General features: G+C 65.7%; 19 protein-coding genes. 6 read left to right on the top strand and 13 right to left on the bottom strand.

What is annotated here, in order from left to right; genetic code table 11:
• Window positions 1-6: 6 nt before the first annotated feature.
• The 5 genes from U0042_RS21920 to U0042_RS21900 all read right to left on the bottom strand — a co-directional run bounded on the left by U0042_RS21920 (window position 7) and on the right by U0042_RS21900 (window position 5,903).
• Complete coding sequence (locus U0042_RS21920; RefSeq protein WP_114809158.1) at window positions 7-1,095, bottom strand: alcohol dehydrogenase catalytic domain-containing protein; 1,089 nt, start codon at window positions 1,093-1,095, stop codon at window positions 7-9.
• Between the two features lie 60 nt (window positions 1,096-1,155).
• On the bottom strand, window positions 1,156-2,187 hold the full coding sequence (locus U0042_RS21915) for an ABC transporter permease (RefSeq protein ID WP_114809159.1): 1,032 nt from the start codon (window positions 2,185-2,187) through the stop codon (window positions 1,156-1,158).
• The gene (locus U0042_RS21910) at window positions 2,174-3,703 is read right to left on the bottom strand and encodes a sugar ABC transporter ATP-binding protein (protein WP_114809160.1); all 1,530 of its coding nucleotides are present in this window, start codon (window positions 3,701-3,703) and stop codon (window positions 2,174-2,176) included. Before U0042_RS21910 ends, U0042_RS21915 begins: the two co-directional genes overlap by 14 nt.
• Before the next feature lie 67 nt (window positions 3,704-3,770).
• Window positions 3,771-4,769 carry an ABC transporter substrate-binding protein gene (locus U0042_RS21905; RefSeq protein ID WP_198665216.1) on the bottom strand — a complete coding sequence of 333 codons (999 nt, stop codon included), beginning with the start codon at window positions 4,767-4,769 and terminating at the stop codon, window positions 3,771-3,773.
• A gap of 99 nt (window positions 4,770-4,868) precedes the next feature.
• The gene (locus U0042_RS21900) at window positions 4,869-5,903 is read right to left on the bottom strand and encodes an AraC family transcriptional regulator (protein WP_232833222.1); all 1,035 of its coding nucleotides are present in this window, start codon (window positions 5,901-5,903) and stop codon (window positions 4,869-4,871) included.
• Between the two features lie 468 nt (window positions 5,904-6,371).
• Between U0042_RS21900 and dalD the strand changes: the two genes are divergently transcribed.
• From dalD to U0042_RS21885, 3 genes are all read left to right on the top strand, one after another.
• Entirely contained in the window at window positions 6,372-7,799 is a 1,428-nt protein-coding gene (gene dalD / locus U0042_RS21895) for a D-arabinitol 4-dehydrogenase (RefSeq protein WP_114809163.1), read from the top strand.
• A 78-nt stretch (window positions 7,800-7,877) separates the two neighbouring features.
• The gene (xylB, locus tag U0042_RS21890) at window positions 7,878-9,359 is read left to right on the top strand and encodes a xylulokinase (protein ID WP_114809164.1); all 1,482 of its coding nucleotides are present in this window, start codon (window positions 7,878-7,880) and stop codon (window positions 9,357-9,359) included.
• Between the two features lie 132 nt (window positions 9,360-9,491).
• Window positions 9,492-10,445: a sugar-binding transcriptional regulator gene (locus U0042_RS21885; RefSeq protein ID WP_042299567.1), complete on the top strand. Its 954-nt coding sequence runs from the start codon at window positions 9,492-9,494 to the stop codon at window positions 10,443-10,445.
• Between the two features lie 44 nt (window positions 10,446-10,489).
• Here U0042_RS21885 and U0042_RS21880 read toward each other — a convergent pair whose 3' ends face one another.
• From U0042_RS21880 to U0042_RS21855, 6 genes are all read right to left on the bottom strand, one after another.
• Window positions 10,490-11,599 (bottom strand): ABC transporter ATP-binding protein, encoded by a 1,110-nt coding sequence (locus tag U0042_RS21880; RefSeq protein WP_114809165.1) that lies wholly within the window; start codon window positions 11,597-11,599, stop codon window positions 10,490-10,492.
• Between the two features lie 94 nt (window positions 11,600-11,693).
• Window positions 11,694-12,413, bottom strand: a complete 720-nt coding sequence (locus U0042_RS21875) for an HAD family hydrolase (RefSeq protein ID WP_114809166.1) — start codon at window positions 12,411-12,413, stop codon at window positions 11,694-11,696.
• Entirely contained in the window at window positions 12,410-13,285 is an 876-nt protein-coding gene (locus U0042_RS21870) for a carbohydrate ABC transporter permease (protein ID WP_114809167.1), read from the bottom strand. The genes U0042_RS21875 and U0042_RS21870 overlap by 4 nt, the downstream gene beginning before the upstream one ends.
• Window positions 13,282-14,220 carry a carbohydrate ABC transporter permease gene (locus U0042_RS21865; RefSeq protein WP_114809501.1) on the bottom strand — a complete coding sequence of 313 codons (939 nt, stop codon included), beginning with the start codon at window positions 14,218-14,220 and terminating at the stop codon, window positions 13,282-13,284. The genes U0042_RS21870 and U0042_RS21865 overlap by 4 nt, the downstream gene beginning before the upstream one ends.
• 159 nt (window positions 14,221-14,379) lie before the next feature.
• Complete coding sequence (locus U0042_RS21860) at window positions 14,380-15,705, bottom strand: ABC transporter substrate-binding protein (RefSeq protein ID WP_114809168.1); 1,326 nt, start codon at window positions 15,703-15,705, stop codon at window positions 14,380-14,382.
• Between the two features lie 114 nt (window positions 15,706-15,819).
• The gene (locus U0042_RS21855) at window positions 15,820-16,602 is read right to left on the bottom strand and encodes an L-iditol 2-dehydrogenase (protein WP_114809169.1); all 783 of its coding nucleotides are present in this window, start codon (window positions 16,600-16,602) and stop codon (window positions 15,820-15,822) included.
• Window positions 16,603-16,924: 322 nt separating this feature from the next.
• Between U0042_RS21855 and U0042_RS21850 the strand changes: the two genes are divergently transcribed.
• From U0042_RS21850 to U0042_RS21840, 3 genes are all read left to right on the top strand, one after another.
• The gene (locus U0042_RS21850) at window positions 16,925-17,851 is read left to right on the top strand and encodes a metal ABC transporter solute-binding protein (RefSeq protein ID WP_114809170.1); all 927 of its coding nucleotides are present in this window, start codon (window positions 16,925-16,927) and stop codon (window positions 17,849-17,851) included.
• Window positions 17,852-17,914: 63 nt separating this feature from the next.
• Window positions 17,915-18,856 carry an ABC transporter ATP-binding protein gene (locus U0042_RS21845; RefSeq protein ID WP_114809171.1) on the top strand — a complete coding sequence of 314 codons (942 nt, stop codon included), beginning with the start codon at window positions 17,915-17,917 and terminating at the stop codon, window positions 18,854-18,856.
• Window positions 18,849-19,631: a metal ABC transporter permease gene (locus tag U0042_RS21840; protein ID WP_114809502.1), complete on the top strand. Its 783-nt coding sequence runs from the start codon at window positions 18,849-18,851 to the stop codon at window positions 19,629-19,631. Before U0042_RS21845 ends, U0042_RS21840 begins: the two co-directional genes overlap by 8 nt.
• An 80-nt stretch (window positions 19,632-19,711) precedes the next feature.
• Here the strand turns inward: U0042_RS21840 and fghA are convergent, their stop codons facing one another.
• Both fghA and U0042_RS21830 read right to left on the bottom strand, forming a co-directional pair.
• Window positions 19,712-20,566 carry an S-formylglutathione hydrolase gene (fghA, locus tag U0042_RS21835; protein ID WP_114809172.1) on the bottom strand — a complete coding sequence of 285 codons (855 nt, stop codon included), beginning with the start codon at window positions 20,564-20,566 and terminating at the stop codon, window positions 19,712-19,714.
• Between the two features lie 12 nt (window positions 20,567-20,578).
• Complete coding sequence (locus U0042_RS21830) at window positions 20,579-21,685, bottom strand: S-(hydroxymethyl)glutathione dehydrogenase/class III alcohol dehydrogenase (protein WP_114809173.1); 1,107 nt, start codon at window positions 21,683-21,685, stop codon at window positions 20,579-20,581.
• Window positions 21,686-21,735 lie beyond the last annotated feature (50 nt).

Raw genomic sequence — 21,735 nt, 5'->3', positions numbered from 1 at the left:
GTTCTGCTATGTGCGTGGCTTCATGAGCACCTTGATCGAATCGAGCGAGTTCGCCACCTTGATCGCCTCGTCCCATTCTTCCAGCGAAAAGCCGTGCGTGACAATCCCCTTCGAGGTGACGAGCCCGCGCGCGAGCAGGTCGATGGCGATGGGGTAGCAGTAGGGCCCCAGGTGCGCGCCGCGCACGTCGAGTTCCTTTCGGTCGCCGATGATGGACCAGTCCACCGTGGCGTCGCTGCCGAACACGGAGAACTCCACGAAGCGGCCCAGCTTGCGGATGAGGTCCATGCCCTGGTTCACGCCCGCGGGCACGCCCGTGGTTTCGATATAGACGTCGCAGCCGTAGTCGTTCGTGAGCGAGCGCACGATGGCGAGCGCGTCTTCGCGCGTCGGGTTGATCGTGACGTCCGCGCCGTATTCGCGTGCGAGCGCAAGGCGCTCTTCTACGAGGTCGATCACGACGAGCTTCTTCGGCGTCTTCAGGTGCGCCACCTGCGTCATCATGAGACCGAGCGGCCCGGCGCCCGCGATCACCACCACGTCGTCCAGCTGGATGTCGCCGCGATTGACGGTGTGAATGGCGCACGAAAGCGGTTCGATGATCGCGGCGTCTTCCAGCGAAATGCCGTCGGGAATCTTGTGCACGATGGCCGTGGGCGGAATGCGCATGTATTCGGCCATGCCGCCGTCGGCCACTTCGCGCTGAAAGCCGAAGATGTTGTGCACTTCGCACATCCAGTACTGGCCCGAGCGGCAATAGCGGCACTTGCCGCACGGCACGATCTGCTCGGCGATCACGCGCTCGCCCACCTCCACGCCGAAGTGTTCGGCGGCGCCGTCGCCCACTTCCTCCACGTAGCCGAAGAATTCGTGCCCCGGAATCACGGGCGCCTTCACCCACGGGCTCGGCCCACCCCAGAACATCTTCGCGCCCGAATGGCATTTGCAGTCGCTTGCGCAGATGCCGCACGCCGCAATGCGAATCACGAGTTCGTGCGCCCCCGCACGCGGCCTGCGCACCTGCTCCACGCGATAGTCCTTCGGTGCGTGGCACACGATGGCCGTCATCTGCTGATCTTTATCTTGAGTCGTCATGGGTTTGCCTGTTGTGTCCAGTTCACGTTCAAACGAAAGAGATTGAGAGAGCACCGCGCCCTACTTGCGACGTTCGCGGCTGATGTAGATGGCGAGCAGGATGATTCCGCCCTTGATGACGTTCTGCACGTACGGATTCACGCCCACCATGTTCAGACCGTTGTTCAGCACGCCGAGCAATAGCGCGCCAATCAGCGTGCCGACAATCGATCCGCGTCCGCCCGAAATGGACGTGCCGCCCATCACGACGGCCGCGATGGCATCGAGTTCGAAGCCCACGCCCGCGTTCGGCTGGCCGCTCATGAGGCGCGCCGTGAGCACGATGGCCGCGAACGCCGAGGTGAGCCCCGAAAGCGTGTAGACGATCAGCTTCACGCGCGCCACACGTACGCCGGAAAGCCGCGTGGCCTGTTCGTTGCCGCCGATCGCATAGACGTAGCGGCCAAACGGCATGCGTTCGAGCAGCAGCCATGCGAACAGATAGACCACGAGCATGATGAGCACGGGCGCCTGAATGCCGAACACCTTGCCGCTGCCGAAGAAGCCGACCCAGTCCGGCAGACCGTCGATGGGATAGCCGCCCGTGTAGATGAGCGCGAGACCGCGCGCCACGCCCATGGTGGCCAGCGTCACGATGATGGGCGGCATGCCCGCGAAGGCGACGAAGAAGCCGTTGGCCACGCCGAAGCCGAGCCCCACGGCAATGCCCACCACGAGCGCCGCCACCGCGTTCATGCCGGCCACCATGAGCCCCGCGGCCAAGGTGCCGGAGAGCGCCATCACGGAGCCCACCGAGAGGTCGATGCCGCCCGTCAGAATCACGCAGGTCATGCCCACCGCGATGATCGCGTTGATGGACACCTGCCGCAGCACGTTCTCGAGGTTCGACGCGGACAGAAAGCTGCTGCTCGCGAACATCATCGCGACGCAGACCACGACGAGTCCCACGAACGGATAGAACAGCGTGGAGCGACGCAGCGCGTGCCAGACGCGATGCAACGAAAGCGGCTCTGTTTCGTGGCGAACCGGCAAGGCCGATGCCCCTGTGCCGGATGACGAGGCTGAAGAAGAAGGTTCGTTACGCAGATTCATGTTGCACTCCGGATGCGCCAGAGGTCGCATAGGTCATGACGATGTTCGGATCGATGTCGTCGCCTTCGAGCGTCGCTTCGATGCGGCCTTGGCGGAACACGGCGACGCGGTCGCACATGCCGACGATCTCGGGCAGCTCCGACGAAATCATCACGATCGAATAGCCGCGCGCCGTGAGTTCGCGCATCAGCTGATAGATCTCGGCCTTCGCGCCCACGTCGATGCCGCGTGTGGGTTCGTCGAAGATGAGGATGTCGGCGTGGTGGTTGAGCCAGCGCGCGATCACCACCTTCTGCTGGTTGCCGCCCGACAGCGTTTCCACGCGCGTGTCGATGGAAGGCGCCTTCACGCCGACGCGCTTCACCACGTCCGTGGTGGTGCGCGTCTCGCCGCGCCGGTCCACGAAGAAGCGCAGGCTGCGGTACTTGCCGAGGTTGTTGATGGAGATGTTGTGGCGAATCGAAAAGTCCGTGATGAGCCCTTCGGTCTTGCGGCTTTCGGGCAGGATGCCGATGCCGGCCGCGAGCGCATCGGCCGGGTCGGCGAAGTGCGCCGCCTCGCCGCGTACGCGCACTTCCCTCACGTGCGCAGGCTCCGCACCGATCACGGCGAGCGCCGTTTCGGTTCGGCCCGATCCCACGAGCCCGGCGAAGCCCAGAATCTCGCCTTCGTGCAGCGTGAAGCGGTTGACCGGTCCGTCGCGATGCAGCTGCAGCGCCTCGACTTCGAGCACCGGCTTCGCGCGGCGCGCATGCGGCGGCGTGGCGGGCTTCGGCGGAAAGCTGCTTTCGATGCGTCGCCCCACCATCATCTCCACGAGCCGGCCCACGTCGGTGTCGTGCACGTCGGTCGTGCCGACGTACTGGCCGTCGCGCAGCACGGTGATGCGGTCGCACACCTCGAAGATTTCGTCGAGATGATGCGAGATGAAAATCATCGCCACGCCCTGCTGACGCAACTCGCGCATGATCGTGAAGAGATGCGCGGCCTCGGCCGGCGTGAGCGTCGCCGTGGGCTCGTCGAGAATCAGGATGCGCGCTTCGAGCGAGAGCGCCTTGCCGATTTCCACGAACTGCTGCTGCGCCACCGAAAGCTCGCGCACGGGCACCGTGAGATCGATGTCGACGTCGAGCCGCGCGAAGATCTCCGCCGCTGCGCGCCGCATGCGGGCGCGCTCCATCACGCCGAAGCGGTTGCGCAACTCGCGCCCGAGAAAGATGTTCTCCACGGGGTTCAAGTACGGAATCAGGCTGAACTCCTGAAACACGATGCCCACGCCCGCCGCCACGGCGTCGTGATAGTTCGCGAAGTGGCGCGCCTCGCCGTCGATCACGATGGTGCCCGCATCCGGCTGATAGATGCCGCACAGAATCTTCATGAGCGTCGATTTGCCGGCGCCGTTTTCGCCGAGCAGCGCGTGAATCTCGCCGGGCGCGACGCGCAGGTGAATGTCCTGCAGCGCCATCACGCCGGGAAAGCGCTTCGTGATGCCGTCGAGCTGCAATATGGGTTCCATTGCCTCTTCACCTCTCGCTTTGCCTGCGGCGCGCCGCTTCACGCAGCGCGCCGCAAGCGTTCGGCGCTTACCAGCTGAAGCCCTTCGCGTTGTCCTTGTCGACGAGCTTCACGTCCACCGGAATCGTCTTCGGCACATTGGCGCCCCACTTCTTCGCGAGCGCGATGCCGATGGCAATGCGGATCTGGTCACGCGGAAACTGTGCGGACGTTTCGATGAACTTCGAGTTCGGCTTCTGGATGGCGGTGATGGCTTCGGGCGCGCCGTCCACGCTCGTGAGCTTGATGTCCTTGCCCGAGGACTCGATGGCCGAGAGCGCGCCCATCGACCCGCCGTCGTTCACGCTGAAGATGCCCTTCAGGTTCGGATGCGCCTGGATCATGTTCTCCGTGACGGAGAGCGCCGTGGCGCGCTCCTGCTTGCCGTTCTGCGTATCCACCACCTTCACGTTCGGGAATTTCGCGAGCGCCGACTTGCAGCCGCGCACGCGTTCCAGAATGGGCACCACGGGAATGCCGTCGAGAATCGCCACTTCGCCGCTGCCGCCAATCGCCTTCGCGAGGTACTCGCACGACATGGCGCCCGCGTCGAAGTTGCGCGAGCCGACGAACGAATCGACAGGGCCGTTCGCGTTCGCATCCACGGCCACCACCACAACGCCCGCCTTCTTCGCCGACGTCACGGCGGACTGAATGCCCGTGGAATCCGTCGGGTTCACGAGCAGGATGTCGATCTTCTTCTGCAACATGTCTTCCACGTCGCTCACCTGCTTGCTCACGTCGTGGTGCGCGTCCGTCACCACGACCTGCGCGCCGATGGTGGCAGCCGCATCGTTGAGCGCCTTTTGCATCGTCACGAAGTACGGGTTGTTCAGCTCCTGGAACGTCATGCCGATCTTGAGCGGCGCGGCATTGGCGGCATGCGCGAGAGGCACGGCGCCGGGCAACAGGCCGAGCACGAGTGCGGCGCACGCGGCAAGCGGACGCAGCACGCGCACGGCGTGCAGGGCATGCGAGCGGCGCAACGAGGAGCGGGCGGGCGAGGCAGTGGAAGAAAGATGCGTCATGGTCGTCTCCGTTTTTGAGTGTGAGTCATCCCATCGCGCGGCCGGCGGCAGCGCGAGGTGGTGCAACTGCGGTGAAGAAAGGGAAGCGCGGGCGGGCGTTCAGCCCGGTGGAGCGGCGCCCGGCAAGGTGCCTGGCGCGCGCAGGCCGAGGGAGCCGGGTAAGTCTCGCGAGCCTGGCGAGCACGTGCTGGCCTGCGGAGCCGGCACGATGTCGGGCGCTCCGGCGATGCCCGTGCCGCGCGCGGCGGCTTCTTCGGACGCGACGCGGCTCGCGTCGTTCATCTGCTGGTAGCGGCGGAACATGGAAGGCGCCATGCCCTTGGCCGCGAGGAATTGCCGGTTGAAGTTGGAGAGGTTGTTGAAGCCGGTCTTGAAGCAGATGTCCGTGACGCTCAGTTCGGCGTCCAGCAGCAGCTCGCACGCGAGGTTGATGCGCATGCGGTTCACGTACTGCACGAACGGCAGCCCCGTGTGGCGGCGGAAGTAGCGCGAGAACGCGCTCGGGCTCTGACCCGCCAGGCGCGCGAGTTCGCCTTCGCGCAAGTCCGTGGCGAGGTTCTTGCCGATGTACGAGAGCACGTGATTGATGCGCGTGGACGCGAAGCTCGCCGGGTCGATCTGGTACGCGGGGCTCGCGAGCAGCTGGCGGTCCGTGGCGTCGAAGAGTATCTGCATCATCGAGAGGAACAGCACGATACGGCGCAGCCCGCGCGCTTCGAGCAACTCGGCGAAGAGCGGCTGGATGGCGGCGCTCGTGGCGGGCCCGAACTGCACGCCGCGGCGCGAGTCGTCGAGCAGCGGTTGAAGCTGACGCCACTCGGGAAAGCTTTCGGCGCAGTGCGAGACGAACGCCTGGCCGAACTGCACGACGAGATTGCGCTGCGCGATGGTCTCGCCTTCGGGCACGTCGCTTACCCAGTTGTGCGGCAGGTTCGGCCCCATCAGCACGAGATTGCCCGGCGTGAAGCCGCCGATATAGTCGCCCACGAACATCTTGCCCGTGGTCGCGACGATCAGATGGATCTCGAATTCGGGATGAAAGTGCCAACGTACCGTGCGGTACGGATAGCCATGCGACCACACCTTGAACGATTCGTCCCGGCGTACGTCGACTACCTCCAGATCGGGTTGCACGCGTTCCTCCTGATGTCTCTCGTCGACCGTCCAGCGCATCGAGCGCAGTGGCTTTGTGTTATGCGAAAAGGTAGTCGCCGGGCGCGCGCGGGGCCACTCGAAATGAGACCCCGGACCGATACTTTTTTGCATTCGGGTTAGTCCCGACGCGTTTCGTGTCAAATTTGATGCAATGCAACAGCGCCCGGGCGACGCCGGATTGCTGCTGCGCCTCTTGCCGGCCCTCGCTTTCCTTCCGCTCCAGACAAGCCTCACCAAGGCTTCTGCGCCGCGCTGCGCCACCGAAACTGGCCGCCCGCGCCTTGACTTTCGTATCGGCGAATACGATCATTCGTTCAAACGCAGAGCAAATGTTCTCTATGCACGCGAATCGTCGGTTCGCGGGCCGCAAGCTCAAATTAGCCACAGAACGCACAGACGCGCGCCGGGCGTGCGTCATCACGTGCGCATGCCCTTCAGGAGACGCTCATGAACACCGAACGCAGCGATGCGAACGTGATTCTGCACATCGGTGCAGGGTCGTTTCATCGCGCGCATCAGGCCTGGTATCTGCATCGCGTGAACGAGCTTCGTGCGGCGAAAGAGGCCGACGAGGCCGACTGGTCGCTCACGGTCGGCAACATTCGCGGCGACATGAACGCCGTGCTCGACGCGCTCGCTGCGCAGTCCGGCGTCTACACGCTGGAAACCGTGACGCCGCAGGGCGAGCGCGCTTACGAGACGATCCGTTCGATTCGCCGCGTACTGCCCTGGGCCGCCGACCTCGCGCCGCTCGTCGAGGCGGGCGCGGACCCCGCCTGCAAGATCATCTCGTTCACGGTGACGGAAGGCGGCTATTACCTCGACGAACACGACCGGCTCGACACGGCGAACCCCGATCTCGCGGCGGACCTCGCCGGTGGACGCACCACGATCTACGGCGCGCTCGCCGCGATCCTCGAAGCACGCATGCGCTGCAACGCGGGCCCCGTCACGCTGCAAAGCTGCGACAACCTGCGCAGCAACGGCAAGCGCTTTCGCGCGGGCATGACCGAGTTTCTCGACCGCCGCGGCGCGACCGCGTTGCGTGAATGGTTCGACAACAACACCGCGTGCCCCGAATCGATGGTGGATCGCATCACGCCACGCCCCACGCCCGACGTGCGCGAGCGTGTGCTCGCGGCAACCGGCGTGGACGACGCGTGCCCCGTGATGGGCGAGGCCTTCATCCAGTGGGTGATCGAAGATCGCTTCATCGCGGGACGACCCGCGTGGGAGCGCGCGGGTGCGGAGCTGGTCGAGTCGGTCATGCCGTACGAGGAAGCGAAGATCCGCATCCTCAACGCGAGCCATAGCTGCATTGCGTGGGCGGGCACGCTCGTGGGCTTAGCCTACATCCACGAAGGCACCGCCGATGCCGAGATCCGCCAGTTCGCGCACGACTACGTGACCGAAGACGTGATCCCCTGCCTCACGCCCAGCCCCATCAACCTCGCGCGCTATCGCGACGTGGTGCTCGAACGCTTCGGCAATCCGTTCATTCAGGACACGAACCAGCGCGTGGCCGCCGACGGCTTCTCGAAGATTCCCGGCTTCATCGCGCCCACGCTCGCGCAACGTATCGACGCGGGCAAGCAGCCCGCCGCCACCGCCGTGTTGCCCGCGCTGTTCTTCCGCTTCCTCGAGCGCTGGCAGCGCGGCGAGTTGCCGTACACCTACCAGGACGGCGTGATGGACGAACGCGCGGTGCGCGCCATGTTCGCCGCTACGGATCCGCTCGTCGCCTTTGCCGCGGATCGTCTGCTATGGGGTCGCATGGCGGGCACGGCAGCGCTGGTCGACGCGCTGCGTGTGGCGCTTGCACGCGTGGACGCGTGGCTCGCCAAACGAAACGCTGGCGGCCGCACGCAGGGCTGAATGGGGTGAATGCGCATGGCGACACGCGCGGCATGCGGCTAAAGTAGCGCATCTCTCAACGACGAAGTTTGAGCGCTCATGTACCTCGGCATCGACCTCGGCACGTCCGAAGTGAAAGTCCTGCTGCTCGCCGCCGACGGCCGCGTGGTCGGTACGGCGGGCACACCGTTTTCGGTCTCGCGTCCGCGTCCGCGCTGGTCCGAACAGAATCCCGCAGACTGGTGGGCCGGCACGCTCAGCGCGCTGCGCACACTGCGCGAACGGCACCCGCAGGCATACGCGGAAGTGCGCGGCATCGGGCTGTCGGGACAGATGCACGGCGCCGTGCTGCTCGATGCGCACGACCGCGTGCTGCGTCCCGCCATTCTCTGGAACGACATGCGCAGCGTGGACGAATGCGCGGAGCTCACCGCGCGCACGCCGAAGCTGCACGACATCGCGGGCAATCTCGCCATGCCCGGTTTCACCGCGCCGAAGCTGCTGTGGGTGGCGCGTCACGAACCGCACGTCTTTCGCGAAACGGCCTGCGTGCTGCTGCCGAAAGACTATCTGCGTTTGAAGCTGACGGGCGGCAAGGTGTCCGATCCGTCCGATGCCGCCGGCACGCTCTGGCTCGACGTCGCGAAGCGCGACTGGTCCGACGCACTGCTCGCCGCCTGCGACATGCGCCGCTCGCAGATGCCGCGCCTTGCCGAGGGCAGCGCGCCTTCGGGCACGTTGCTGCCCAACGTCGCGCGTGAACTCGGCCTCTCGCCCGACGTGATCGTCGCGGCAGGCGGCGGCGACAACGCGACGAGCGCCATCGGCATCGGCGCCACGCAACCGGGCGACGGCTTCGTCTCGCTCGGCACCTCGGGCGTGCTCTGTGTGGTGGGCGACCGCTTCCGGCCTAACCCCGCGTCGGCCGTACATGCGTTCTGTCACGCGATTCCCGACCGCTGGCATCAGATGAGCGTGGTGCTTTCCGCCGCGAGCTGCCTGCGTTGGGTCTGCAAGCTCACCTCCACCGACGAACCCACGCTGCTCGCCGAAGTCGAGCAACTTTCGCCCGACGCGCTCGCCACCGCACCGCTCTTTTTGCCCTATCTCTCGGGCGAACGCACGCCGCACAACGACCCCTACGCGCAGGGCGTGTTCTTCGGCATGACGCACGCAACGGACCGCGCGCTGCTCGGCTACGCCGTGCTCGAAGGCGTGACGCTCGCGCTCACCGATGGCCTCGACGCGCTGCGTGCCGCGGGCACCGAAACGGGACCGCTCTCGATGCTGGGCGGCGGCGCGCGCAGCCGCTACTGGGCGCAACTGCTCGCCGATGCGTTCGATACGCCCACGCGCCAGCACGGCGGCGGCGAAACGGGCGCGGCACTGGGTGCTGCACGCCTCGGCTGGCTCGCCGCGGGCGGCGACCCGCACGCGGTGCTGACGAAGCCGCCCGTGGTCGCGGAATTCACGCCAAATCGCGAGCGTCATGCGGCGTTGCGTGCGCGGCTGGATAGTTTCCGCGCGCTGTACCGGCATGTGCGCCCGCTCTTCGATGCGTCGCGCGAGCGGCTCGCATAACGCCGCGTCATGCGAGCCGCGACGTGCCGCCCTCGCCCGTAAGGCGCGCCAAGATGCCCTTCCCGCCGCTGGTATAGTCGCGCATCCGGCGACGCCAGCAGGCGCCGCCCAGGTCTTTCGAGACGAATCATCGTGCCCAAGTCATCCGAAAAACTCGACCTCGCCACCCGCGCCGCGTGGCTCTACTACGTGGCGGGCAACACGCAGAACGAAATCGCCGAGAAGCTGCAGGTCTCGCGCCCGGTCGCGCAGCGGCTCGTGGCGTTCGCGGTCGAAAAGAACCTGATCCGGGTACGCGTGGATCATCGGCTCGCCGATTGCCTCGCGCTCGCCGACCGTCTCTCGAAGCGCTACGGTCTCGCGGTGTGCGAGGTGGTGCCCGTGGACGACGACAGCCCCGAGGAAATCGACCGGAAGCTCGCCGTGGCCGGCGCCCAGGTCATGGAGCGCTACCTCACCGAAGAAAAGCCCATGGTGATTGCCGTGAGCAGCGGACGCACGCTGAAGGCGGCGGTCGATCAGATCGCGCAGCTCGACCGTCCGCAGCACCGGCTCGTTTCGATGGTGGGCGCGATTGCGCAAGACGGCTCGTCGAACCGCTACGACGTGGCGCTGCATATCTCGGAAAAAACCGGCGGCAAGCATTTTCTGCTGCCCGCGCCGCTCATCGCCGACAACGAGGCCGAACGCGCGCAGTGGTGCAATCACCGGCTCTATCGCATCGTGGAAGGGCTTTCAGGTGAAGCGGACGTGGCGTTCGTCGGCATCGGCAACATCGGGCCGAACTGCCCGCTGCACGAGGACGGCTTCATTACCTCGGCCGAAGTGCGCGAGTTGACGCAACTGGGCGCGGTGGCGGAAATGCTGGGCTTGCCCATCGACGCTTCGGGCCGGCGCGTCGAATCGCCCACGGGGCGGCGCGTGACGAGCATCCGCCTGGATTCGCCGCCTCGCCGCCCCACCATCGGCTTTGCAGGCGGCGAGCGCAAGCGCGAAGCGGTGCTCGCGGCGCTCAAGGGCGGCTGGCTGTCAGGGCTCGTCACCGACGAGCTTTCGGCGCAGGCGGCGCTGGAAGAGAGCCTTTAACGCCGCACCGCGCCCTCGGGCCTCAAGCGTCAGGCATATCAGCATCAAGCGGCCAGCACCTCGACGATCTTGCGCGCGAACGCCTGGCCGTTGGCATCGAACAGATGGCAATGCTCGGGCGCGGCGCCCAGCATCAGCGTCTCGCCGTGCTCGTGCTTTTCGAGCGGCGGAATGCGCGCGATCAGCCCGTCCGGCGCCACCGACGACTCCGCATACAGATAAGCCGCGTCGCCGAGCGACTCCACCGTCATCGTGCGCGCGCCCACGCCGTACTCGCCCGCGCCCACGTGCAGATGCTCGGGGCGAATGCCCACGGACACCTTGTCGCCCTCGCGCGCCGTACCCGGCTCCACGGCCACCTTTTGCGTCTCGCCCGTCGCAAAGGCCACGAGCACGCCGTCGCGCGCCACCGAACGCACCACGCCTTCGAGGAAATTCATCTTCGGCGAGCCGATGAAACCGGCCACGAAGCGGTTGGCCGGCGCGTGATAGAGCAGGTTCGGCGAGCCCACCTGTTCGACGTTGCCCGCGGAGAGCACGACGATCTTGTCGGCGAGCGTCATGGCTTCCACCTGATCGTGCGTCACGTAGATCATCGTGGTCTTCAGCTCGTCGTGCAGACGCGCGAACTCGAGGCGCATTTTCACGCGCAGCGCGGCATCGAGGTTCGAGAGCGGCTCGTCGAACAGGAACACCTTCGGCTTGCGCGTGATGGCGCGGCCAATGGCGACGCGCTGACGCTGGCCGCCCGACAGTTGCTTGGGCTTGCGGTCGAGCAGATGGTCGATGTGCAGGATCTTCGCGGCGTTCTTCACGGCGGCGTCGATCTCGGGCTTCTTCGCGCCCGCGAGCTTGAGGCCGAACGCCATGTTGTCGTAGAGCGTCATGTGCGGATAGAGCGCGTACGACTGGAACACCATCGCGATGCCGCGCTTGGCGGGCGGCACTTCGTTCATGCGCGCGCCGTCGATCATGAGGTCGCCCGCGCTGATCTCTTCGAGCCCCGCGATCATGCGCATCAGCGTGGACTTGCCGCATCCGCTTGGGCCGACGAACACGACGAACTCGCCGTCGGCGATGTCGAGGTTCACGTTGCGCAGCACTTCGTTGTCGTCGTAGCGCTTGTTCACGTTACGCAAGGTCACGCTTGCCATGATGTGTCTCCGAATTTTGCGGGTGTTGCGGGTATTGCCTGTTGCATCGTCTGTCGTCTCACGCGTCTCGCGCTGCTTCGCTTGCTCACGAGACTCAGTACGAGCCCACTGCCGCACGTTGCTGCCACTGCGCGGCAAGCGCGGGCAGCTCGCGCATGTCGTCGAATACGTGATGCGCACCGGCCGACTGCAACGCGCTCGCCTGATGGCCGCCCACGTGCGTGCCGCCGATGAAACCGAGTACCGTCATGCCGGCCGCGCTCGCGGCCGTCACGCCCGTCACGCTGTCTTCCACCACGAGGCACGCCTGCGGCGCGAGGCCCAGCCCTTGTGCGGCGGCGAGATAGACGTCGGGCGCGGGCTTCGGTTGCGCGACCGCATCGGCGCAGAAAAGGCGCTCGCCGAAAAACGTGGCGAGCCCAGTACGCGCGAGCACCGTGCGCACGTAAGCGCGGTAGCTGTTGCTCGCGCAGGCCTTGGTGAACGGAATCTGTGCGAGCGCGGCGGCGACACCTTGCACCGTGGGCGCATCCACGGCAGCGGCCTCTACCGTGCTGCGAATCGCCGCCACTTCGTCGTCGCGAAGCGTCCTGCCAAGCTCCGTCGCCGCGCCTTGCAGCACACGCTCGATGCGCAGGCCGAGCAGCGGCATGACGACCGGCTCCACCGCGGCGTCGGGCCAGCGCGCTTCGAGTTCGCGCACCAGCACGCGCGCGGCCACGGCTTCGCTGTCGATCAAGACGCCGTCGCAGTCGCAGATCAACGCCAGCGCAGTCGCCTCGCGTGCTGTTGCCGTTCCTGCCGCTGCCGTCATTTGACCGCCCCGAACGTGAGGCCGCGCACCAGCTGCTTCTGCGAGAGCCAGCCGACAATCAGGATGGGCGCCACCGCGAGCAGCGAAGCGGCCGAAAGCTTCGCCCAGAACAACCCTTCGGGGCTCGAATACGACGCGATGAACACGGTCAACGGCGCCGCATGCGAACTCGACAGGTTGATGCTCCAGAACGCCTCGTTCCACGAGAGGATCACAAGCAAGAGCGCCGTGGAGGCGAGACCGGGCAACGCCATCGGCATCAGCAGATAGAGGATTTCCTGCCAGGTCGCGGCGCCGTCGATGCGGCCCGCTTCCAGGATGTCGCGCGGTATCTCGTTGAAGTACGTGAACGCCATCCACACCGCAATGGGCAGGTTGATGAGCGAGTAGACGATCACGAGGCCCCACACGGTGTCGAGCAGCCCGCTGTTTTTCCAGAGCACGTAGATGGGCACGAGCACTCCGACGGACGGCATCATCTTCGTCGAGAGCATCCACAGCAGGATCTTCTGCGTGCGGTGGTCGGGGAAGAACGCCATCGCGTAAGCCGCGGGCACGGCGAGCAGCAGGCAGATCACCGTGACGCCTGCCGAGATCAGCACCGAATTCCAGGCGAACGCGAAGTAGTCGCTGCGTGCGAAGACCTCGCGGAAACTCTCCAGCGTCGGCATGAAGAAGAGCGTCGACGCATACGCCTGCTGTTCGGTCTTGAACGCCGTAATGGCCATCCAGAAGATCGGGAAGAACAGCAGCAGCGCGATGGCCCACGCGAGAATGCCCGGAATGCTGCGGCGAATCATGGCGAGCGGCGAAGCGCCCGGCGCGCGCGCCGTCGAAGGCGACGCAGCGGAAGAAGCGGCAAGCTGGCTCATTTTTCGTACTCCCCTTTCAGGTTCCTCGCGAGCATGCGCACGAGGAAGAACGACACGATGTTCGCGAGCACCACGGCGAGAATGCCGCCCGCCGACGCAATGCCGACGTCGAACTGCTGCAGGCCCATCGAATAGATGAGATACGAGAGGTTGGTCGTCGCGTTGCCGGGACCGCCGCCTGTGGTCGTGTAGATCTCGGCGAAGATGGAAAGCAGGAAGATAGTCTCCATCATCACCACCACGGCGATGGCGCGTTTCAGATGCGGCAGCGTGATGTAGAAGAACATCGAGAAAGCCCCGGCGCCGTCGATGCGCGCCGCTTCCTTCTGCTCCTGGTCGAGCGACTGGATGGCCGTGAACAGGATCAGGAATGCGAATGGCAGCCACTGCCAGGCCACGATCATGATGACGGCCGTAAGCGGATACTGGGCGAACCAGTCGATCGGCGTGAGGCCCAGCGCGCGCATGCCTGCTGCCACGAGTCCATAGACCGGGTGCAGGATCATGTTCTTCCAGATCAGCGCGCTCACCGTGGGCATCACGAAGAACGGCGCAATGGCGAGCAGCCGCGCCACGCCCTGGCCATAGAACTTGCGGTCGAACAGCACCGCCATGAGTATGCCGCCCACCACGGTAATGACAAGCACCGCACCGATCAGTTCGAGCGTGTGCGCGATGGAGGGTAGGAACGACGGATCGGTGGCGAGAAAGCGGTAGTTGTCGATGCCCGCGAAGCCCTTCACATCCGGGTTCAGCAGGTTGTAGCGCGAGAACGAATACCAGATGGTCATCGCGAGCGGAATGGCCATCCAGAGCAGCAGGACTGCCACGGACGGCGTCATCAGCCAGCGCGACGGCCGACGTTTGCCGACATCGCTCGCCTCTTCAGTGGTTTCGCGGTGGAAGTGCATGAGGGGGAGATGGAGATGACGCATGATCGTGACCACCCTTCGGTTGGAGCGGGCCAGGCGGTATAGCGGGCGGCTCGCTCGGGTGCTACGGGTTCCGGCTGCGGCGCGCCCTGCACATGACGATGGCACCGCTGCCGGAACGCTTGCTTCGCGTGACTTCAACTTACTTCATGTCGCTTCGAATCACTTCAGATAGCCGGCCTGGCGCACGGCGCGGTCTGCCGTGGCGTTGCCTGCCTGCAGTGCCTGGTCGACCGACATCTGGCCCGCCAGCGCACCGGCAATGCTTTGACCCACGACCGTGCCGAACGACTGGAACTCAGGGATACCAACGAATTGCACGCCCGTGTACGGCACCTTTTGTGCGGTCGGCGAATTCGGGTCCGCGCTTTGGATCGCCTTCAGCACGAACTCGGAGAACGGCGCGGCCTGCTTGTATTCGGGGCGCTGATACGTGGATTCACGCGTGCCCGGCGGCACCGACGCCCAGCCTTCGTCCTTGGCCACCATCTCGATATAGCCCTTCGACGTCGCCCACGTGATGAACTTCTTCGCCGCGTCCTGCTGCTTCGACGACTTCGGAATGGCGAGCGCCCACGACCACAGCCAGTGCGAGCCCTTCGGCGTGACTTCGACCGGCGCCGCGGCAAAGCCGATCTTGTCGGCCACCTGCGACTGCTGCTTGTTGTAGAGCATGCCGGCGGCCACGGTGGCGTCGATCCACATCGCACACTTGCCCGACGACATCAGCGTGAGGTTTTCGTTGAAGCCGTTCGAGCTGGCTCCCGGCGGCCCGTCCTTCTTCAGCAGGTCGACATAGAAGTTCACCGCCTTCTTCCATTCGGGCGAGGTGAGCTGCGCGTTCCACTTCTCGTCGAACCAGCGGCCGCCGAAGGTGTTCACGAGCGTCGTGACGTAGGCCATGTTCTCGCCCCAGCCGGCCTTGCCGCGCAGGCAGATGCCGTAGACGCCGTTGGCCTTGTCCGTGAGCTTGTCGGCGAACTGGGCGATCTGGTCGTAGGTGGGCTGGTCGGGCATCTTGAGGCCCTTGGCCGCGAACAGGTCCTTGCGATAGAACGTCATGGAGCTTTCGACGTAGAACGGCAGCGCGTAGAGCGTGCCGTTGTACGAGAGACCGTCGCGCGCGGTCTTCACGACGTCGTTGAGATCGTAGTCGGCCGGCAGGTTCGCCATCGGCGAAAGCCAGCCGCGCTTGCCCCACTGCGGCGTTTCGTAGGTGCCGATCATCATCACGTCGAACTGGCCGCTGTTGGTCGTGATGTCCGTGGTGGCGCGCTGGCGCAGCACGTTCTCTTCGAGAATCACCCAGTTGAGCTTGATGTCCGGATTCGCCTTTTCGAACGCGGGCGAGAGCTTCTTCAGCTCGATCATGTCGGGGTTGTTCAACATGGCGATCGTCACGGTCGCGGCAGAGGCACTCGCGGCCGCGGCGCATCCCACGGCGCCGACGGCAAGCGCCCGAAGCGCGGTTCTCAAGGCTCGTTTCATGACTTGTCTCCTGAATGGACTGCGTTATGGCGGGCCGTCGCAGAGGCCCTTCTTGATGGACGGAACAACAGACACGGCGAATACGGCGGATACAGCGCGCGGTTCGATTCGCGCTCAACTCATCCAGTTGCCGCCGTCGACGTTCAGCGTCTGGGCGGTGATGTAGTCGGCGTCGGCGGAAGCCAGAAACAGCGCAGCGCCGGTGAGGTCGCCGGGCAGACCCATGCGGCCGAGCGGCACGGCTTCGCCCACGAGCCGCTTCTTCTCGCCCACGGGCCGGTTCTCGTAGCGGGCGAAGAGCGCATCCACCTGGTCCCACATCGGCGTATCCACGACGCCCGGCGCGATGCCGTTCACGTTGATTCTGTGCGGCGCGAGTGCGAGCGCCGCGGACTGCGTGTAGCTGATGACGGCGGCCTTGGTCGCGCAGTAGTGCGACACGAGCGCCTCGCCGCGGCGGCCGGCCTGCGACGACATGTTGATGATCTTGCCGCCGTCGCCCTGGCTCACCATCTGGCGCGCCACGGCCTGCATGAGGAAGAACAGGCCCTTCACGTTGACGGCGAAGAGCTTGTCGAAAATGTCCCAGGATTCGTCGAGCAGCGGGCGCATGTCGAAGAGCGCCGCGTTGTTGAAGAGCACGTCGATGCGGCCGAACCGCTCCACCGAGGCGGCAACGATGCGTTCAATATCTTCGCGCCGCGTGACGTCTGCATGAAGGGCGAGCACGCGCTCGCCGTACTCGCGGGCAAGCTGGGGCGCGATGCCTTCGGCCGGCTTCAGGTCCACGAGCGCGCAACGCGCTCCTTCTTCCAGATAGCGCCGGGCCACCGCTTCGCCAATGCCGCTTGCCGCGCCGGTCAGAATCGCAACCTTGTCCTGCAATCGCGCTGCCACTCGCTGTCTCCTGATCGTTCTGCCGTCTGCGCTGCGAACGAACGCCCACTGCGCGAACAATTGCTCTGTTTGTGATCGAATGATCGGATACGAGTCGGATCATGTCAAGGCGCGGCGTGACATTTCGATGGTGCAGCGCGCAAGGCTGCGAACACGCCTGCACGGGCCAGGTGCCGAAAAACAGTGATACGTTATATCATCCCGCTTTCGTGTCGCGCGCCGCTGGCGGCCCATGCCGGAAAGCGGCGAATACGGCGCCACGAAGCGGCCGGAACGCCGCAACAAACACCATTCTTCTCAACATCGAAGCCCGGGAACAACCATGAAGACAGCCCACTCGTTGTGGCACCTGCTGCGCGACAGCATGCGCCTGCCCGCCTTGCTCGCGGCCGGCGCCGCAGCCCTCGCCGTGAGTCACGCGGCGCTCGCAGAGGAAAGCAAGGTGCCCGTCGTGGCAGCGGAAAACTTCTACGGCGACGTGGTGCGCCAGATCGGCGGCCGTTACGTGGACGTGACCAGCATCCTCTCGAATCCGGACCAGGACCCGCACCTCTTCGAAGCCAGCCCGAAGACGGCGCGCGCGCTGCAACAGGCCAGCATCGTGGTCTACAACGGCGCCGACTACGACCCGTGGATGACGAAGCTGCTTGCCGTGTCGAAGAACAGCAAGCGCACGACCATCGTGGCCGCCGACCTCGTCGGCAAGAAGGCCGGCGACAATCCTCACCTCTGGTACGACCCGCCGACGATGCCCGCCGTGGCGCGCGCCATCGGCTCGGCGCTCTCGGCCGCAGACCCCTCGCACAAGAACGTGTACGATGCCAACCTTGCGACGTTTCTCGGTTCGCTGAAGGGCATCGACGACAAGGTCGCGGCCATGCACGCGCGCTATGCGGGCCAGCCGGTAACGGCCACGGAGCCGGTATTCGGCTATATGTCCGACGCGATCGGGCTCGCGATGCGCAACCAGCGCTTCCAGCTCGCCACGATGAACGATACGGAAGCGAGCCCCTCGGACATTGCCGCCTTCGAACGCGACCTGCGCGAGCGGCGGGTTCGGGTGCTGATCTATAACAGCCAGGCCACCGAGGCGCTCACGAAACGCATGCTGAAGCTCGCGCAGGATTCACGCGTGCCGAGCGTGAGCGTGACCGAAACGGAACCGGCCGGCACGACGTTCCAGCAGTGGATGCTCGCGCAGCTGGACGCGCTCGACAAGGCGCTGGCCGCGAGCGGCGCGGCAAAGTAGCCCGCGCCAGCCAGCAGCCAATGCAGCAAAGCAGCACCAGGCAGTAGCAAAAGGAACCCATACATGAACGTGACTGGCCGCGCGCCATCCGAAAGCGCTCGCGATCCGGCCATTGCGCCCGTGCTCGAACTCGACCGCGTCACGATCGAGCTTGCCGGGCGCGTCATTCTGCGCGACACGAGCTTCAGCGTGAACCAGGGCGAATTCATCGGCGTGCTGGGGCCGAACGGTGCCGGCAAGACTACGCTGATGCGCGCGGTGCTCGGCCTCGTGCCCGCGGCGCAAGGCACGATTCGCGTGCTGGGCGAGCCGGTGATGCGCGGCAACGCGTCGATCGGCTACATGCCGCAAACGCGCAGCGCGCTTGCGGGCCGACGCATTCGCGGCCGCGAGTTCGTCGCCATGGCCGCGGACGGTCACCGCTGGGGACTGCCTCATACCGATGCCGCCACGCGCGCCGACGTCGATCGCGTGCTCGAACTCGTGGGCGCCCGCTCGCTCGCGAAGCGGCCGCTCTTCGAACTCTCGGGCGGCGAGCGGCAGCGCCTGCTGCTCGCTCAATGCCTGCTCGGCCGGCCGCAACTGCTGCTGCTCGACGAACCGCTCATCAGCCTCGATCCGCACCATCAACGCAGCGTCGTCGAACTCGTGCGCGAGGTGCAGCGCGAACTCGGCATCGCGGTGCTGTTTTCGGCGCACGAACTCAACCCGCTATTGAATGCGCTCGACCGCGTGCTTTATCTCGGCAACAGCGTGGCGGCGCTCGGCACCGTCGACGAAGTCATCACCGCGCCGGTGCTCACGCGCCTCTACGGTTCGCCCATCGACGTGATGCGCGTGAAGGGCCGCATCTTCGTGATGTCCGGCGACGTCGAAATCGAAAAGCACGACCACGAACACGAAGACGAGCACGAACATGTGCCGGGCCGCGAAGCGCACGGCCACGATCATGGCCACGATCGCGGTCACGGTGCTCATCCACACGATCACACGCACGATGTTTGAATACGACTTCATGGTGAACGCCTTCGCGGCGTCGGGAATTGTCGCGGTGCTGGCGGGCGTGGTGGGCTACTTCCTCGTGCTGCGCGGGCAGACCTTCGCGGGCCACGCGCTCTCGCACGTCGGCTTCACAGGCGCGACGGGCGCCGTGCTGCTCGGCATATCGCCGCTCTGGGGCATGGTGGGCTTCACGTTCGCCGCGGGCATGTGCATGGGCGCACTGGGCGAACGGCTGGCCGGGCGCGACGTCGCAATCGGTGTCACGCTCTCGCTTGCGCTCGGCTTCGGGCTGCTGTTCCTGCATTTCTTCACGCAGTACGCAACGCAGGTGACCGCGCTGCTGTTCGGTAACGTGCTGGGCGTGAGCGGACCCACGCTCGTCGTGCTCGCAACCCTCGCCGTGGTGAGCCTTGCCGCGCTCGCGGCCATCGCGCGTCCTTTGCTGTTCGCCTCGCTTCAGCCGGAGCTGGCGGAGGCGAAGGGCGTATCGCTGCGGCTCGTCTCCACGCTGTTCCTCGCCGTGACGGCGCTGGCCGTGGCCGCGTGCACGCAGATCGTGGGCGTGCTGCTCGTGTTCACGCTGATGGTGGGCCCGGCAGCCGCGGCGCAAAACCTCACGACACGGCTTTCCACCGGGCTCGCGCTCGCGGCGCTGTTCGCGCTCGCCCAGGCGTGGCTGGGCGTGACGCTCGCCTTCTATACCGACTGGCCCACGAGCTTCTGGATCACCGCGCTTGCGGCGGCGGTCTACGGTGCGAGCCTGTTGCGCAGGCGCTAGAAGTCAGACGCCGTCATATGCAGCCGCGCGCGGCGTGAGAGCCGCGCGCGCCTTCGGCTCTCAGCAACCTTCGGCAGCCTTCAACGACAGAGCACCCTGGCGTGATGCGCCAGATGGTCTTCGACGAACGTGGAGATGAAGAAGTACCCGTGGTCGTAGCCCGCGTGACGGCGCAACGTGAGCGGCTGTCCCACCTGCCTGCACGCGGTCTCGAATACATCGGGATTGAGCTGGTTCGCGAGGAACTGATCGTCGAGCCCCTGATCGATCAAAATGCCTTCGCTAAACCGCGCACCCAGCTTCGTCACCAGTTCGCTTGCATCGTAGTCGCGCCACGCCTCGCGGTCGTCGCCCAGGTAGCCGCCGAACGCCTTCTCGCCCCACGGGCAGCGCATGGGCGCGGCAATGGGCGCGAACGCCGAGACCGACCGATAGATCTCCGGATTGCGCAGCGCAAGCATCAACGCGCCGTGCCCGCCCATCGAATGACCGAAGATACCGAGCCGCTCGCCGTCCACGGGCAGTTCGGCTAGCACGGTCTGCCGCAACTCGTCGCGCACGTACGAGTACATGCGATAGTGCTTCGCCCACGGCTCGCGCGTGGCATCCACGTAGAAGCCCGCGCCCACGCCGAAGTCCCACGAATCGGTCTCGCCAGGCACACCGGCGCCGCGCGGACTCGTGTCCGGCGCGATCAGTGCGATGCCGTGCTGCGCCGCGAAGCGCTGCGCGCCGGCCTTGATGGGAAACGTCTCTTCCGTGCAGGTGAGCCCGGCCAGATAGAACAGCGCCGGCACGCGCGGCGCGCCCGCCTGCAATGCCTGCGGCGGCAGGTAGACCGAGAAGCGCATCGGCAGCCCGATGGTCGCGGACGCGTGGCGGTAGATGCGCTGCACGCCGCCGTGGCAGCCGTGCGTTTCAACGAGTTCCAGCATCGCGTGCTCCTGTCAGTACAGCACCACCGAACGGATCGACTCGCCCTGCTTCATGAGGTCGAAGCCCTCATTGATCTTCTCGAGCGGCAGCGTGTGCGTGATGAGGTCGTCGATGTTGATCTTGCCTTCCATGTACCAGTCGACGATCTTCGGCACGTCCGTGCGGCCGCGCGCGCCGCCGAATGCCGAGCCCTTCCATTGCCGGCCGGTCACGAGCTGGAACGGACGCGTGCTGATCTCTTCGCCCGCCGCGGCCACGCCGATGATGAACGACTGTCCCCAGCCCTTGTGCGTGCACTCCAGCGCCTGGCGCATCAGCTTCACGTTGCCCACGCACTCGAACGAGTAATCGGCGCCGCCGTCGGTGAGCTGGACGATGTGGTCGACCACGTTCTCCACTTCGTTCGGATTCACGAAGTGCGTCATGCCGAACTTCTTCGCCAGCTCCACACGCTTCGGGTTGATGTCGATGCCGATGATCTTGTCCGCGCCGACCATCTTCGCGCCCTGGATCACGTTGAGCCCGATGCCGCCCAGCCCGAACACGACCACGTTCGCGCCCGCCTCCACCTTCGCCGAATACACCACCGCGCCCACGCCCGTGGTCACGCCGCAGCCGATGTAGCAGACCTTGTCGAACGGTGCGTCTTCGCGAATCTTCGCCACCGCGATCTCGGGCACGACGATGTAGTTCGAGAACGTGGACGTGCCCATGTAGTGAAAGAGCGGCTTGCCGTCGAGCGAGAAGCGTGAGGTCGCGTCCGGCATCAGGCCCTTGCCCTGCGTGGCGCGAATGGCCTGGCAGAGGTTCGTCTTGCGCGAGAGGCAGAACTTGCACTGACGGCATTCGGGCGTGTAGAGCGGGATCACGTGATCGCCCTTCTTCAGCGTGCCGACGCCCGGCCCCACGTCCACGACGATGCCCGCGCCTTCGTGGCCGAGAATCGCGGGGAAGAGCCCCTCGGGGTCGGCGCCCGAGAGTGTGTAGTAGTCGGTGTGGCAGATGCCGGTGGCCTTCACCTCGATCAGCACCTCGCCCGCGCGCGGGCCTTCGAGATCGACTTCTTCGATCGTCAGCGGGGCGCCCGCCTTCCATGCAACGGCTGCTTTCGTCTTCATTGTGTTTCGCTCCTTTGAATCGTTGAGTTCGTGAGTGCCTGCCGCGCGTG

This window comes from Paraburkholderia kururiensis (genome assembly GCF_034424375.1).
Classification (GTDB): Bacteria; Pseudomonadota; Gammaproteobacteria; order Burkholderiales; family Burkholderiaceae; genus Paraburkholderia; species Paraburkholderia kururiensis_A.
This window is presented reverse-complemented; position numbering and strand designations above follow the sequence as displayed.

Bases quoted from the DNA above. Each gene is read 5' to 3' on its own strand.
- U0042_RS21920 (WP_114809158.1), bottom strand. From the start codon at position 1,095: ATGACGACTCAAGATAAAGATCAGCAGATGACGGCCATCGTGTGCCAC.
- U0042_RS21830 (WP_114809173.1), bottom strand. From the start codon at position 21,685: ATGAAGACGAAAGCAGCCGTTGCATGGAAGGCGGGCGCCCCGCTGACG.
- U0042_RS21880 (WP_114809165.1), bottom strand. From the start codon at position 11,599: ATGGCAAGCGTGACCTTGCGTAACGTGAACAAGCGCTACGACGACAAC.
- U0042_RS21840 (WP_114809502.1), top strand. From the start codon at position 18,849: ATGTTTGAATACGACTTCATGGTGAACGCCTTCGCGGCGTCGGGAATT.
- xylB (WP_114809164.1), top strand. From the start codon at position 7,878: ATGTACCTCGGCATCGACCTCGGCACGTCCGAAGTGAAAGTCCTGCTG.
- U0042_RS21910 (WP_114809160.1), bottom strand. From the start codon at position 3,703: ATGGAACCCATATTGCAGCTCGACGGCATCACGAAGCGCTTTCCCGGC.
- U0042_RS21905 (WP_198665216.1), bottom strand. From the start codon at position 4,769: ATGACGCATCTTTCTTCCACTGCCTCGCCCGCCCGCTCCTCGTTGCGC.
- U0042_RS21915 (WP_114809159.1), bottom strand. From the start codon at position 2,187: ATGAATCTGCGTAACGAACCTTCTTCTTCAGCCTCGTCATCCGGCACA.
- U0042_RS21875 (WP_114809166.1), bottom strand. From the start codon at position 12,413: ATGACGGCAGCGGCAGGAACGGCAACAGCACGCGAGGCGACTGCGCTG.
- dalD (WP_114809163.1), top strand. From the start codon at position 6,372: ATGAACACCGAACGCAGCGATGCGAACGTGATTCTGCACATCGGTGCA.
- U0042_RS21870 (WP_114809167.1), bottom strand. From the start codon at position 13,285: ATGAGCCAGCTTGCCGCTTCTTCCGCTGCGTCGCCTTCGACGGCGCGC.
- U0042_RS21865 (WP_114809501.1), bottom strand. From the start codon at position 14,220: ATGCGTCATCTCCATCTCCCCCTCATGCACTTCCACCGCGAAACCACT.
- U0042_RS21845 (WP_114809171.1), top strand. From the start codon at position 17,915: ATGAACGTGACTGGCCGCGCGCCATCCGAAAGCGCTCGCGATCCGGCC.
- U0042_RS21850 (WP_114809170.1), top strand. From the start codon at position 16,925: ATGAAGACAGCCCACTCGTTGTGGCACCTGCTGCGCGACAGCATGCGC.
- U0042_RS21860 (WP_114809168.1), bottom strand. From the start codon at position 15,705: ATGAAACGAGCCTTGAGAACCGCGCTTCGGGCGCTTGCCGTCGGCGCC.
- fghA (WP_114809172.1), bottom strand. From the start codon at position 20,566: ATGCTGGAACTCGTTGAAACGCACGGCTGCCACGGCGGCGTGCAGCGC.